The organism is Mesorhizobium sp. M0060 (assembly GCF_040323155.1).
GTDB lineage: Bacteria > Pseudomonadota > Alphaproteobacteria > Rhizobiales > Rhizobiaceae > Mesorhizobium.
This window is the reverse complement of record NZ_JAMYUP010000022.1, coordinates 36,378-49,510: the sequence shown is the minus strand read 5'-3', so window position 1 is coordinate 49,510 and position 13,133 is coordinate 36,378. Positions and strand designations below refer to the sequence as shown.

Below are 13,133 nucleotides of genomic sequence, written 5' to 3'. Positions count from 1 at the left end.
TCGCATGGTCTGGTGACAGTTCAGTCGCCTTTTTCTTGTGGTCGTGCTAAGTCCTTCGCACTAGTCGGGTTTGGGGTGGGTTCTCGGCATGCAATCTTCGTTTCCAACGATCTTCGGCTTCGCCGCGGCGCTGCTTTGTACCGGCGTATTGCCGGCCGGCGCGCAGGGTCTCTTTCCGGCCTATGACGACGCATTTTCGGCCCGCATTGCCAATCCGACCGACAATGGAACGCTCGCGCAATTCGTCACAGTTGCCGTGAACGCGGGACAATACGATCAGGCGATCTCCTCGATCGAGCAGTATCTGATCAAATATCCCCGCGATGCGCGCGCCCGGCTTGCGGCCAGCCGGTTGTATTATCATGTCGGCTCCTATGAATTGGCCCGGCGGCAGGTGCAGTACGGCATCGAAGTCGGCGGCCTGACCGCAAGTGAACAGCAGGAAGCTGTTCGCCTGCTCGCCCGCATCGAGCGCGCGTTGCGTGGCGTCACCTGGGAACTTGCCCTGACCGGCGGCGTGTTCAGCGCATTTACCGATTTTGAGCCGGGCGGGGCGCAGGACGACGACAGCTTCGTCTCGCCCTATGGGCGGGCGCAAGGCTTTGTCCGGTGGGACCTCGGCACGCCAAGTGCTGACGCTCTCGTCCTTTCAGGGTCATTGACGGCGACACAGCGCTTTTTCACGGAAGACCTGTCGGTACCGGGTAGCGAGAAGACTTTTATCCACGGCGACGCAGCGATTACCTGGGACAAGGGGCTACCCAACAGTGGGATCGATTCGCTGCGCCTGCTGCTTTCCGCGTTTACCGTTACAGATCGTTTCGACAGCGATATCCACGAAACCGGCATCGGCCTCAGTGGACGCTTCCTCGTGCGCCCGACGGTCGAGACGACGCTTTTCGCCGGTGGCGGCTACATCGATCTAAGCCCCTCGCAAGGCATTTTCGCCGATCGCAGAGTTTTCTATAAGGCAGGCGGCAGCTACCGCTTCCGCAATGGCCAGGCGCTCGGACTGCGCTTTGTCGGCTCGAATGACTTCGCCTCCGGAGCTGGCGAAATCGGCCGCAGCTACATGGGCGAGGTCCGCTATGGCGGCCTGTTGATGAACGTACCGGATCTTTTCGCATGGTCGCACCAGGTCGCCTTCTCGGCCGGCCACAGCGACACTCCCGATCTGTCCGTCGGCATCGGCACAAACATCAAGAGCGACTTCTGGCGCATTGCCTCTGAAAGCGATTTCCAGCTCACCGAGGCGCAGAAGATCAGCGTCGATCTCGCCTATCGCGAAACCAACTTCGACATCGCCAGCCGCGACCGAAAATCGTTCGAAATGCTCATGAGCTACACATTGACGCTCAATTGAAAGAGGCCGCGATGAGGACCCCGTACCGTCAGATCGCCATTTTTGTCGCCTGCCTTGCCTTTGCGGCACCTTCCGCCGCTGAAACGGTCGGGTCGATGACGGCCTACCAGACCAACATCGTCCGCAACAACGGCGCGACAATGAACGTCGGCTCAGGCGTCGAACTCGGCGATCAGCTGCGCAGCAATCCCACTGGTCTTGGAATGCTGGTGTTCCGGGATGAATCGAGCGCCAAGATTGGTCCGAACACCAGCCTGACGATCGATGAATTCGTCTATAATCCAGGCGCCGGATCGGGAAAGATCGACATCGGGATGAACAGCGGCCTGGCCCGTTTCTATGGCGGCCAGGTTTCGAAAGGCGGCGTCATGCAGGTTGCGACGCCGCATATGGTGCTCGGGGCCAGAGGCGGCATCATCGAAGTTCTGGTGGCAGCCGGCCAGACCGTCGGCATACTGCGCGCTGGCCGCATGACCTGCACGATGAATGGCCACAGGCTGGTCATCACAAACCCGGGCTACGCCTGCACATCGGAAGATGGCAAGCTGCTGACCGGCTACGGCGGAACCGACACCTTCCCGATATTGGACAGCATCGCCCGGATAGCTGGCACCGGCCTGCCAGGCGCACCGGGTCCGGGATTGGACGTAAGCGCGATTTGTGCGTCGGCACTCGGCGGCTCGCTCAAAGTCTGCGAGTCCAGCGATGGCGCATTGCCAGGAGTGGTCATGGAGTTCCCCGACAGTCCAACGCCACCTGTCGGCGGCGGGGTGGATAAGTGTGAGGGTGAGGGTGAGGGTGGCTGCTATCCAGACAACTGGTAGACCCGCCCGACCGGCATGAGCCCATTGTTCGATTGGCGGCAAGCTGCCAGACGCAAAATATCCGGTCTTGTGGTCGTGCTCCTGCTGCTCGCCTGCCATTTGGCTTTCGACGGGCCGCTGTCGCGCCTGCGTGAGCGTACCTACGACTTCTACCAGTTTCTCGCCCCGCGCCAGGCCACGAGCAATCCCGTCGTGATCGTCTCGATAGACGATGCCAGCCTCAAGGCACATGGGCGATGGCCTTGGAACCGTGGCCTACTGGCCGATCTGGTCGGTGGTATCACCGAATCCGGTGCCGCGGTGATCGGGCTTGCGCTGGTGCTGCCCGAGGCCGACACCTCGCCTGAGGGCATCGCCGGAGACAAGCGCCTGGCAACGGCACTGGCGAAAAATCGAACGGCACTTGCCGTCAGCCTGGGCAACGAGGCGACGGTTTCAGAAGCAGAGCCCAAAGCCGGCTGGTCGATCGTCGGGCAAGTACCCGACACACTTCCCGGCTTCACCGGCCTGACCGGCTCACTTGCGGAATTCTCGAACGCTGCCGCAGGCCTCGGCGTAATTCGCACCTTGCCCGATCCCGACGGCGAACTGCGCCATGTGCCGCTGCTGTGGCTTCGCAACACCGCTCAAGGCGTGCAGCTGTGGCCGTCCTTCGCACTCGAGCTCCTGCGCCTTTATGCCGGACAGGACGGCTACATAGCCCGGATGAATGCCGCCGGGTTTGACGCACTCAGGATGGCCGGCGCCATTGTGCCGCTCGAGCCGGAGGGGAGCATCCGCCTCTGGGAAACCAGCACCGATACGCCGCGTATATCTGCCAGCACTATCCTTTCGGGCCATGGCGATCCGCGGCTGCGGGACGCCATCGCCATCGTCGATCTGTCGGCCGTGGGACTGACGCAGTACCTGCCCACCCCGACGCGTCCAGCGCGACCGGGGGCGGACATCCACGCCGATGCAATCGGCCAGATGCTTGCCGGGCGCTATCTTGCAGAGCCAACGCACGCACGTACGCTTGAGCGGCTCTGGTTTGTCCTCGGTGCCGTCGTTTTCATCGGGCTTTCCGGAGTGCTCGCCGGGCGTGTCGTGCTTGGTGCCCTGGCTCTGGCGCTGCTGGCCGTCACGCCCTTCGTGTTCGGCGCTCTCGAATACAGCCTGCAGGGCGCACTCTATGACCCGCTGCAGCCGGCGCTTGCGACGATCCTGGTAGCCGGCTTCGAAGGCTATGTCCTCTACAGGCGCAGCGAGCAGCGCCGGTCCACCCTGGCACGGCAGTTCTCCCAATATCTGTCGCCCTCCGTGGTGCAGCGCCTCGCAAGCTCGGACACCGAAGCAATCCTGTCCGGTGAGAAGCGCGAGATCACAATCCTGCTCAGCGATATACGCGGCTTCACGACGATGAGCGAACAGCTCGATACCCAAGAGATCGCAACGGTGGTCAACCATTTCCTCGGCATTGCGACCGATGAGATCCTCAAGCGCGACGGCACCATCGACAAGTTCATGGGCGATGCGGTGCTAGCCTTCTGGAACGCGCCGCTTGATCAGCCGGATCATCGCGAGCGCGCGCTCGACGCGGGCCTTGCCCTGATCGAGCGGGTGAAGCGCGAAGACGCCGCCTTCACCGCGGACGGCCACCCCTCCATCGAAATCGGCGTCGCCATCGAGACCGGCATCTGCTCGGTAGGCAATTTCGGCTCCGAACGGCGCTTCGATTACACCGCGATCGGTTCGCCGGTGAACCGCACGGCACGGCTCGAGTCGACGACCAAGAAGCTGGGCATCCCCCTGGTGCTTGGTCCCGGTTTTGCGGCAGGAGCATCGATGCCGGTCGTCCAGGCGGGCGCCTTTGAGCTCCAAGGTTTCAAGGGCGAGGTGCCGGTTTTCACCGTTCCGGAGATGCAAGCCGCTCACCAACGTATGAGCCGCGAAGAAGGGATCCAAGATGGCGAGCAATCTCGGATCCCTGCCATTGTGGCTGGTTCGCCGCTGTCCGTGGAAATGGCTCCCCCTGATCTTTCACCTCGCACCCGAAGCACACGGTGACCGGATCCAGCGGATCGCAGGGGTGCCGGCCTGCATCGCGACCTGACTACCCGCTTCGGGAGGCCTCGCAACTTGCGTGGCCTCCCCGGGTTGTCATTCGCCGCGCATGGTCGCCTGGAAGGTCGGCAGATGCTTCTTCTGCGCCTCCAGCATTTTCTCGCGATAAACGCCATAGATGACGTCGGTGTCGTGCAGTGTGACGCCGGCAATTGTCGGCGAGGCGAAAACCGGCAGCTCGATGCCGCGTTTCGAGAGCGCCTCGGCTGTACGGGCAATCAGCTCATGCGCTGTTTGCCTTCGTCTACCACTGGAACAGCTATCTGTGGCCGCTGACAGTTTTGCAGGGCACTGCAGAGGACTATCCGATCGTTATCAGCCTGAGCCGCCTGCTCAGCTACAACCGAGGTGCTCTCAACACCGGACTGGTGATGGCCGGCGCCACACTTGCCGTGCTGCCGCCATTGGTGCTCTTCGTCCTCCTGCAGCGCTTCTTGGTGGATTCGATCGTCGGCTCGGCGGTCAAGGGGTAGCGTCGGCGGCACGGCCGGCATTCGCCTGGCTGTCATCGGGACGCGCTGGTGCGCAGAACGGAGCTAAGCAGATAGCCGCGTTCTGAAAGCTATCAGTTCATCAGCGAGCCTGGACGCGAATACCCCCACCGCCTTAGCTGCAGCCAGGGCCTCAGAAGGGGTCTTGATGATACTGGTTATGGTGCTATATATGTAACTGTGCTCATCACCCAGGGAGCGGGATATCATGGCACCTACCAATGAGACCATTGAACTGTCGGGATTTGGCGCTATCACCGGAACGCCGAAGCAGGTTGGTGACCAACTTGATCGGCTAAGTGCGGAGCAGGTCATAGCACTAACGTTCGAGCATGGGAGTGAACCCGCTGTGCGCAGCCTCGCGGCCACGCTCGTCAGCATTGCGCCTCTGGTTCGTACGATCCTGATGAGTCACCAACGCGAGGCCATAAGCTCAATAATCGAGGCCCTGGTCCCTCACGTACCGCCCCCGCAGCATATGCTTATAGAAGCGCGGATGACGGCCGAGGCGAGAGGGGCAGTGCTGGAAAGCGGCGATTGGCTGACCGCTCCCCAAATCGCGACAATGGCAGGGTTCAGCACAAGCAACCCAAGTGCGCAGCCAAACAAGTGGAAAAAAGAAGGCCGGATCTTCGCAGTTCGGCACCGGGGCGTAGACTATTTTCCTGGCTATGCTCTGGATTCTGCCGCTGGATATCGGCCTGTCAAAACGCTCGCTAAGGTTCTGAGTGTATTGCACAGGAAAAAGGATGACTGGGGGCTCGCCTATTGGTTTGCATCGGTCAATAGCTTTCTTGGAGGCAAACGTCCGCAAGATGTGCTCGCCTCAGACCCCGAGCGTGTTCTTGCAGCCGCCGAGGATGAGCTGGTAGGCGCACCCCATGGCTAAATCAAAGATAGGACGGGAACCGACGACTCAAGTTCCCGTTCCATCGAACGATTTACAGGGCACCATTACTCGAACGACCTGGCTGGTGGACCAAGTCATCCATCGCATTCATTTGAATCTCTATGCCGGCGCGCAGTTCAATCTAGGCTTCAAAGGCAACGCCCGCTTCAGCCCGATCAAGAATGCAAATGGGGCAAGTATCCCAACTCTGTACGGTGGCACGACCTTTGACTGTGCGGCGATGGAAACTGTCTTTCATGATGTGCCATTCGCAGCAGGCCTGAAGACCTACGACAAGGTGAAACTGGCGGGTCAAGTCTATTCGCAAGTGTCGCCACGGCGCGATCTGGTGCTGGCTGATCTGAGCGTCACGGCGCTTAGAAAACTCGGCATCAAACGCAGCCAGATCATAGACACCGAGAAGGACCTCTATCCCGCAACACGCATATGGGCCGAAGCTATTCACGCCCAGTGCCCGGATATCCAAGGGCTTTGCTGGATTTCTCGGCAGGACGACCGGGCTCTCGCCGTGACGCTATTTGGCGATCGAATTCCGGCAAAGATGTTGGTACAGTCAGGCGCGTCACTCGACTTGACAGGGGATCCCGAGGTCTATTCCGATTTGCTCGAGCTCGCCGATCGTATCGGCGTAAAGATCGTAGGCGTCGGCTTCTGATGCGGAAACATACGTGCCCTCAACACCGGACTGGTGATGGCCGGCGCGTCGCTTGCCCTGCTCCCGCAACTGGTGATCTTAATCTTTCTGCACCGCCGTTTTCGTTCATTCGATCATCGGCCCCGCGATCAAGGGATAACGTCACCGGCACTGGCAGTCATCCTGCCAGCCCTGCTCATCCTCCAGGAACAGTCCAACAGAGGCCGATCTATCCTGATTTGAAACAAGCCCCGTTACGCGCCCCATGATGTGTCGGCACTTGCGCGTAGTATCGGACGCATCCAGGCCGGTCCCTGTACGGCGGTCGAGACGAGCCTCTTCTTGTCGCTCAGCGACAGTTGGCGCGACGCGATCTGAACGACATCGGCGGCCCGCGAGGGCCCGAGATGGCGCAACGCCTGAACGACAGTCCCCACAGCACTCCCCGGCGCTATGAGGTGTTTGGGCGACGCATGGCGGAGGTCGATGATACGTTTTCCGAGCACCACGCGACGGGATGGACCATCCGTGAGATATGAGGCCCGGGCGGGAACTTGGCTGGTCAGACCGAGCGCATTGGCCGCGCGAGGGCCGGCGACCTGCACATGAGAGCCCGTCTCCCTGGCCAATGCCTGGGCAACGTCATCGGGCGCTGGGAAAAGGGGCCCAAGCTTTGGTTGCAGTTTCGGGAAATCGTAAAGTCCGCGCGCGAGACGCCGCAACCTATCGCTCTTGGCGAGGCGCGAGCGCGCCTGATCGATCGCGGACCGTCCCGCCAGGTCAAGAAAATCGCTGGGCGTGAAACGCTCCGCGTCCGCTGCTCCGGGCGCGCCTCAAAATCCGGTCCGGGACTGATGAAACGATGGTCTTCATGTGTCAGAAAATAGTGCATCTTTTCCTGACATTCGCCTTCGACGCCACTTATGGCCTGCTGCAGCGCGCGGGCAAGGATCGGATTCGGCGTCTCCACCCTGCCCGGGAACGCAGTTTCTTGTCGGTCTAATACCGTGACTGCAGCCGAACTTAAGTCGGACGCATTGTTCCGGCCGCCGTTAAGGAATGTGGATGAGCCAGGCGAATTGTGGTCGGCCCGAACCGATGGCGCCGGCGCGATATGCAGGTCCCTAGCTCCTGACTGGCCCGCGTAGGCCCCCGCTCGACGCCGCTACCGGGCTCTCACGTTCAGCTTTCGCATCTACCGGTTTTTTCTTGGAGGCAGAGGAACACAATGCCACAATGGTGGTTCGGTGCCGGCAGCGGTGCTCCCTCACGTGCTGGCAGATCGGAGGCCCGATCGGCCCGCGTTTTCGAGAGGCGCGGGCCATCGAGGTAAGCAAAAGCGGCAGGGCAAAGCGTGGGCACCCGACGGATCGACAAGGAAAGATATGAGCGCTCCACAATCGCAGCTCGCACATTGACCGACTCCGAGCGTCTTGCACGCCAGGCGAAAACTGCGCGATTGCGCGAGCAGCGACTGAGTGCTGAAACATCGCCATCGAAGCCGATTCCTGCGGACGCGGAAACCAAGCTGCCCCCGAGAAACAAGGGCAAACCAATTCAGGCCGGCTAGCGACGAGCGCGTCCGGCGCTCATCGGGTGTGACGCGTCCTCACGGCCGGTCTGCCCACCCGCTCCCAGCCCACCCGCTGCCGTCTTGCCAGGACATTGAAATCGACGGTTATACTTGGCCAATCCTGAAGGGTGTTGGTGCGGATTGTACCGCGGCAGGTGAGATTGAATTATGCCAATTGTCGGGAAGGCTAAGAGCGCAGGCAATTTCAGCCCCTTAGAGCTGGCATTGCTTAGCCGCGTATTCGAACAGTTGAAGGTCGATGGTGAGCCGGAAGACCGACGGGAAGCGAGAGCCTCGCGTATCATAGCCAACTACATGGCCGGCATCGTCGATGAAGCAGAGCTCGTTTCTTTGTCTAGGCAGCCGCTGGGCCGGTAATTCACGGCTGCTGTGCTTCTCCCGGGACAATGAGCGCTCCCTGGTTCGGCTTTGAAAATGCAAAGCCGACTTTTCTTTGACAGCGGCGATCACGAGCATCTGCTCTAGGGCTGGATTACGAAGGGATTGACGGGGCGCGCCAAGCCGCTGTCCAGGGGTTGATAGGCCTGGGAAAGGAGGCACTGAAAGGTCTAGACCGGACAAATATTCTGGAAGTCCGGGACGAGAGCGGCCGACCGGTTCTGACGTTAGCCGGGGTGCTGCTGCTCGGCATCCTGTTCAATGTGCTGAACTTCGAGAACGGCCTGGGCTGGATTTCCCTCTCAGCCTATTGGCAGAGCGTCATCCGCGGTTTTTTTCTGCTGGCCGTTGTGCTCCTACAGGCGCGACTTGCCGGCCGATGCGTCTCCGCGTGACCTGCGTTTTGCATCGAAAGGGGCGCACCGCGCGTGTCGTGATCTGCGCCACAAGAGCTCTCCCCGCGAAGACCCGCGGCTTCCCGAGGGGGGCGAGGGTCGATCGGAGCGCACCGATCTGCAGCCATGCATGGGAGGGAAACATTGCTGCGGCCGCCGAACCTTGATTGTGACCTCGTGTTCCAGAACCTAAAGGAAACGGACGGAACAGCAATGCGATCAGTTCGCCAGGCCCGCAGCTCTAGGGACCGCTTTCGTGGTATCCGACGCGGCCGAAGTTTTGCTGAAGGATTGGCCGAAGCCCCGGTGCGACTCGCGGCTTGCTGCAATCGAGGCGTGCCTTGCCGACCTGCGCGGCGAAGGAATTTTAGACCTGTCGCCAAACATCCTTGTTGCGGCGTGGCTTCAAATGCGTACCGAAGGTGTAGCCCCTTTCATGTAACCAAATTGCCGGCTCGGCGTTTCGTTCAACGCCGTTGCAACGGTCCCGCCCACCAACGCAAGCTTACAGAACACGAATTTAGCGAGGCGATAAACTTCTTCCACGAGCATAGACTGGCAAATTCATGAGTCGCAATTTTCTGGTGATCGAACCTGAGGAAGGCATTGCCGTGCTCAAGGGGCTTGCCTCCTCGGCGCGTATCTCGATGCTGAAACTGCTGCATGAGAAGGGGCCGATGAATGTCAACGAAATCGCCGCCGTGCTGTCGCTGCCGCAATCGACCGTCTCGACCAACATCCAGGTGCTAGAGGATGCGGGGCTGATCCGCACCGAGAACCGGAAAGCGAAGAAAGGCAATCAGAAAATCTGTTACCCGACGGCCGAAGAAGTGCTCGTCGTGTTCAAGGGCGAATATCGTGCGGTCAAAAACGACGCGATCGAAGTGTCGATGCCGATCGGGCTTTACACCGGCTTCGAGGTTACCGCGCCCTGCGGCCTTTGTTCGCCGGACGGCATCATCGGCCTGCTCGATGTACCGAACACCTTCCTCGATCCGGACCGCATGAAGGCCGGGCTGCTGTGGTTCACGCGCGGCTTTGTCGAATACCAGTTCCCTAACAATGCCAAGCTCGCCAATACCGAGATCACCGAACTCGAAGTGGCGATTGAGCTGTCCTCGGAAGTGCCGGGCACCAGCGCCGATTGGCCCTCTGACATCACCCTGACGATCAATGGCGTCGATGTCGGCACCTGGACGTCACCGGGAGATTTCGGCGACAAGCGCGGCGTCTTCACGCCTTCCTGGTGGAAGCTCAAGGGCTCGCAATACGGCAAGCTGAAGAACTGGCGAATTGCTACTGACGGCACCTATGTCGACGGCGTCAGGATTTCCGAAACCGGCCTCGTTGCACTCGATCTGAAGAGCCATCATTCAATCCGTATTCGTATCGGCGTTAAGGACGACGCCAAACGCCCCGGCGGGATCAACATTTTCGGCAAGGGCTTTGGAAATTACGATCAGGATATCCTGCTCAGGATCAAAACCGGTTGATATCATCAACCCCGGTTTGAAAAATAGTGAACCAATTTCAGCTGCTTCCTTTGATTTTAGCCAAATCGACATCCAATTGTCAGACTTGCGGCTATCTCGCCACCGACGCTGAGAAATCGATTGGCACGACTGGTCTCACCAAGGATTTCGAAGAGAATTTATATATATTATCTGAGGCGACCCAGCTTACCTTGATGTATTTCATACTCCCAAGCTGCCTCGTCGCAGGCTTCGCCGACTGGCTATTCATCAGCCTAGGACATCTAGCCACTGGTTATCACTTGGCGACGATCGATCAGAAACGGCGACTGGCAACACCATTGTGATGAGCGAGCTTAATCTGTGCCGTCTTGGGTTTTGCCGGCGTCCGTCGGGCAACGCGACCTGGACGAGGTGGGTAGCCCAGCGGCTATGATCCTGGATCACGTTCTCTAGGCAACTCTGGAAAGTATGTGCCGATCCAAGTCGCACTTGGCCAGACCATATCGCCAGCGGTGGTTCGTCGTCTCGCGTCTGCTCTGGTAGAACAAAGTCAATTGCCGGCCTTCGATCATTACGGTCGAATGGCCATTCTCTCCTGGCTCGCCAGGATCAAGGACGGGGCCGACCGAGACATAAGGACCCTCTACCCTATCGGCGATAGCAAAGAAAACGCGTTGACGGCTTCCACGGGGGCCGTCGGGGAGGAAGCAGGTAGCGTTGAGAAGCACGCGGCCATCCGGCAATTCAACCAGTTGCGCCCCTTCTATCCCCCACTCGTAATCGGGGTGCTCGCGCGCATTGTGATGCGGCACGTCGAGATGATCGAGTATCTTGCCGAGACGTTTCCATGGCCCGAACCAAGAATCGGATTGGCTGCGCGCCAGATAGACATCAGGCTGAGGCACCCTGGTGAATTTGGGCATGCCTGAATAGACGATATAGCGCTTGCCTCCGATGATTGCGGGGTGGGGATCGTAGATGCCGTCCTCATCGGTGTCGGGCAGCGACAATATCGCCGGATTGAGCACCACCCAATGAAAGCCGTCATTGGAGACCGCGTGCTCGCAACGTCCGCCGGACTTCATGAATTCGGTCTGGATAAACATGTGGAAGACGCCGCACTCATGAATGACGCCGGGCGCCGCAATGCCCGATCCGGTTACCGGCAAAACGATCGCCTCGTGCTCTGTCCAGGGTCCATAAAGATCCGGCGCTGTGGCGTGGAGGATTTTCCAGCTCTCGGTTGTGACGGTGCCGCTGGAGCCGAAGACGTGCCAGAGCGTGCCGTCGAACACCGGACAAGGGTCCTTCAGATCATCCACGGCCTGCGGGTGAAACAACGGGAAGACGTTGGTTTCAAAGTCGATCTTCATTCACAAGCATTCCCGCGACCGTTTCGCGGGCCCCTTTCATTTGGACCGTCTGCGTGACTCAGCCGAATCGATTCGCAGGCCTTATTTATAACTCCGCCCATGAACGGTTGTTGAACGATTGAACGATTTCAACCGTTCTGTGGCAATGCGCCACATTTTGGGTGAGATCACGCACGGCGCGGGGCTTCAGCTTCTGGAGCGGCCATCATGTCAGCCGGATGCAGCGTCGTCCGGCTTGCCCTTCTCTGTCGAGCCATCGCCGGAGTGGAGCGGACCGCTGGCGTCGCCCGAGACAGTTTGGCGCTATGGAACAACTTATCGGGATGGAAGTTATATAGATGGCTGCGAATTTCATTCGAAGCTGCCTTGATTAACGTATGTTAATCGAGGCAGCTTGTAACTGCAACCAAGGATTTCTACATGGAAATGGCGGTGGGCACCCCCCTAACACCAAATATTCCTGTACAGTCATCAATTTTACTTTGCTTTTCCCACCTCCGATGGAATTTCGTATTCCAAAGACCGCAACACATTCTGACGCTCGCCTCAAAACAGCAGCAGCTAATTTATTTCGAAGAGCCGATCTTCGACGAAAGGCGCCACGCTTCGATGCGGGTGAACGATGTTTCACCTACGATCAGAATTGTGACGCCGATTATTCCAGTCGGCACGTCCGCGACCAAGGCGGATGCGCTCCAGCGCAGATTCGTCGACCAGATCGTCGCCTCGACGCCGCATGAACGGTTGACCGCGTGGTATTACACGCCCATGGCGCTACGTTTCAGCGACCATCTCGCCTATGACGTCTGCGTCTACGACTGCATGGATGAACTCTCCGCGTTCAAGAACGCACCCGCAGAGTTGAATCAGCTGGAAAAGGCGCTGTTCCAACGTGCCGATATCGTCTTCACGGGCGGGCAGAGCCTTTACGAGGCCAAGCGAAGCCTGCATCGTTCGATCTTTCCTTTCCCAAGCAGCATCGACGTTGCACATTTCCATCAGGCGAGAGAGCCGGGTGAGGACCCACTGGACCAGGCCAACATACCTCACCCGAGAGTGGGGTATTTCGGGGTCATTGACGAGCGGCTCGACGTCGAATTGGTAGCGCAGGCGGCTGCGGCAATGCCGGACGTGCATTTCGTCCTGCTCGGCCCTGTGGTCAAGATCGATCCGGCGAGGCTGCCCACGGCAAGCAACCTGCATTGGCTGGGCGGCAAGTCCTATGCCGACCTGCCACGCTATCTCCGGCATTGGAGTGCCGGCTGGATGCCTTTCAAGCTCAATGAGGCGACACGCTACATCAGTCCGACAAAGACTCCTGAATTCCTGGCGGCAGGACTGCCGGTGGTTTCCACGGCGATCGTCGACGTCGTACGCACCTATGGCGCCGAAGGCCTAGTCGACATTGTCGACGCCGAGGATGTCGAAGCCAAGCTTCGATCCATCCTGGCGCGTCCCCGCGATTTTCTGGTGGAGAAAGTCGACGCCTACCTCGCCGACATGTCCTGGGAGAAGACCTGGAATGCGATGGCGGCCCACATCCAGCGCGCCTACGCGATGAAGAGCGTCGTGCCGTTGCTGAGGGGAGCGTGA

General features: G+C 59.6%; 13 protein-coding genes and 2 pseudogenes. 11 read left to right on the top strand and 4 right to left on the bottom strand.

The features are described 5' to 3' along the window. Window positions 1-88 precede the first annotated feature (88 nt). From NKJ94_RS21145 to NKJ94_RS21120, 6 genes are all read left to right on the top strand, one after another. The gene (locus NKJ94_RS21145) at window positions 89-1,363 is read left to right on the top strand and encodes a tetratricopeptide repeat protein (protein WP_352527450.1); all 1,275 of its coding nucleotides are present in this window, start codon (window positions 89-91) and stop codon (window positions 1,361-1,363) included. A gap of 11 nt (window positions 1,364-1,374) precedes the next feature. Beyond that, window positions 1,375-2,187: a FecR family protein gene (locus NKJ94_RS21140; RefSeq protein ID WP_352527448.1), complete on the top strand. Its 813-nt coding sequence runs from the start codon at window positions 1,375-1,377 to the stop codon at window positions 2,185-2,187. 15 nt (window positions 2,188-2,202) lie between these two features. After that, window positions 2,203-4,233 (top strand): CHASE2 domain-containing protein, encoded by a 2,031-nt coding sequence (locus tag NKJ94_RS21135; RefSeq protein ID WP_352527446.1) that lies wholly within the window; start codon window positions 2,203-2,205, stop codon window positions 4,231-4,233. 338 nt (window positions 4,234-4,571) lie between these two features. Next, entirely contained in the window at window positions 4,572-4,763 is a 192-nt protein-coding gene (locus NKJ94_RS21130) for a hypothetical protein (RefSeq protein WP_352527444.1), read from the top strand. 226 nt (window positions 4,764-4,989) lie between these two features. Next, entirely contained in the window at window positions 4,990-5,670 is a 681-nt protein-coding gene (locus tag NKJ94_RS21125; RefSeq protein ID WP_352527442.1) for a hypothetical protein, read from the top strand. Further along, window positions 5,663-6,346 (top strand): RES family NAD+ phosphorylase, encoded by a 684-nt coding sequence (locus NKJ94_RS21120; protein WP_352527440.1) that lies wholly within the window; start codon window positions 5,663-5,665, stop codon window positions 6,344-6,346. Before NKJ94_RS21125 ends, NKJ94_RS21120 begins: the two co-directional genes overlap by 8 nt. Before the next feature lie 233 nt (window positions 6,347-6,579). On the opposite strand, the pseudogene NKJ94_RS21115 reads toward NKJ94_RS21120, so the two are convergent. The 3 genes and pseudogenes from NKJ94_RS21115 to NKJ94_RS21105 all read right to left on the bottom strand — a co-directional run bounded on the left by NKJ94_RS21115 (window position 6,580) and on the right by NKJ94_RS21105 (window position 8,369). Beyond that, a pseudogene (locus NKJ94_RS21115) lies at window positions 6,580-7,198 on the bottom strand (DUF6088 family protein). Window positions 7,199-7,205: 7 nt separating this feature from the next. Beyond that, window positions 7,206-7,312 (bottom strand): annotated as a pseudogene (locus NKJ94_RS21110) (manganese catalase family protein); the annotation flags it as partial. A gap of 799 nt (window positions 7,313-8,111) precedes the next feature. Continuing rightward, window positions 8,112-8,369 (bottom strand): hypothetical protein, encoded by a 258-nt coding sequence (locus tag NKJ94_RS21105; RefSeq protein WP_352527438.1) that lies wholly within the window; start codon window positions 8,367-8,369, stop codon window positions 8,112-8,114. A gap of 17 nt (window positions 8,370-8,386) precedes the next feature. Between NKJ94_RS21105 and NKJ94_RS37605 the strand changes: the two genes are divergently transcribed. From NKJ94_RS37605 to NKJ94_RS21085, 4 genes are all read left to right on the top strand, one after another. Further along, window positions 8,387-8,692: a hypothetical protein gene (locus tag NKJ94_RS37605; protein ID WP_502896242.1), complete on the top strand. Its 306-nt coding sequence runs from the start codon at window positions 8,387-8,389 to the stop codon at window positions 8,690-8,692. Window positions 8,693-8,948: 256 nt separating this feature from the next. Next, window positions 8,949-9,134 carry a DUF982 domain-containing protein gene (locus NKJ94_RS21095; RefSeq protein ID WP_352527436.1) on the top strand — a complete coding sequence of 62 codons (186 nt, stop codon included), beginning with the start codon at window positions 8,949-8,951 and terminating at the stop codon, window positions 9,132-9,134. 124 nt (window positions 9,135-9,258) lie between these two features. Continuing rightward, window positions 9,259-10,185 carry an ArsR/SmtB family transcription factor gene (locus tag NKJ94_RS21090; protein WP_352527434.1) on the top strand — a complete coding sequence of 309 codons (927 nt, stop codon included), beginning with the start codon at window positions 9,259-9,261 and terminating at the stop codon, window positions 10,183-10,185. A gap of 26 nt (window positions 10,186-10,211) precedes the next feature. Further along, window positions 10,212-10,511 (top strand): hypothetical protein, encoded by a 300-nt coding sequence (locus NKJ94_RS21085; protein ID WP_352527432.1) that lies wholly within the window; start codon window positions 10,212-10,214, stop codon window positions 10,509-10,511. A 105-nt stretch (window positions 10,512-10,616) separates the two neighbouring features. Here the strand turns inward: NKJ94_RS21085 and NKJ94_RS21080 are convergent, their stop codons facing one another. Continuing rightward, window positions 10,617-11,540 carry a glycoside hydrolase family protein gene (locus tag NKJ94_RS21080; protein WP_352527430.1) on the bottom strand — a complete coding sequence of 308 codons (924 nt, stop codon included), beginning with the start codon at window positions 11,538-11,540 and terminating at the stop codon, window positions 10,617-10,619. Between the two features lie 645 nt (window positions 11,541-12,185). Here NKJ94_RS21080 and NKJ94_RS21075 point away from each other — a divergent pair. Then, complete coding sequence (locus NKJ94_RS21075) at window positions 12,186-13,133, top strand: glycosyltransferase (protein ID WP_352527428.1); 948 nt, start codon at window positions 12,186-12,188, stop codon at window positions 13,131-13,133.

What these genes read in the sequence shown, in the direction of transcription:
- NKJ94_RS21120 (WP_352527440.1), top strand. Translation starts at nt 5,663, where the DNA reads ATGGCTAAATCAAAGATAGGACGGGAACCGACGACTCAAGTTCCCGTT.
- NKJ94_RS21140 (WP_352527448.1), top strand. Translation starts at nt 1,375, where the DNA reads ATGAGGACCCCGTACCGTCAGATCGCCATTTTTGTCGCCTGCCTTGCC.
- NKJ94_RS21080 (WP_352527430.1), bottom strand. Translation starts at nt 11,540, where the DNA reads ATGAAGATCGACTTTGAAACCAACGTCTTCCCGTTGTTTCACCCGCAG.
- NKJ94_RS21145 (WP_352527450.1), top strand. Translation starts at nt 89, where the DNA reads ATGCAATCTTCGTTTCCAACGATCTTCGGCTTCGCCGCGGCGCTGCTT.
- NKJ94_RS21125 (WP_352527442.1), top strand. Translation starts at nt 4,990, where the DNA reads ATGGCACCTACCAATGAGACCATTGAACTGTCGGGATTTGGCGCTATC.
- NKJ94_RS21090 (WP_352527434.1), top strand. Translation starts at nt 9,259, where the DNA reads ATGAGTCGCAATTTTCTGGTGATCGAACCTGAGGAAGGCATTGCCGTG.
- NKJ94_RS21135 (WP_352527446.1), top strand. Translation starts at nt 2,203, where the DNA reads ATGAGCCCATTGTTCGATTGGCGGCAAGCTGCCAGACGCAAAATATCC.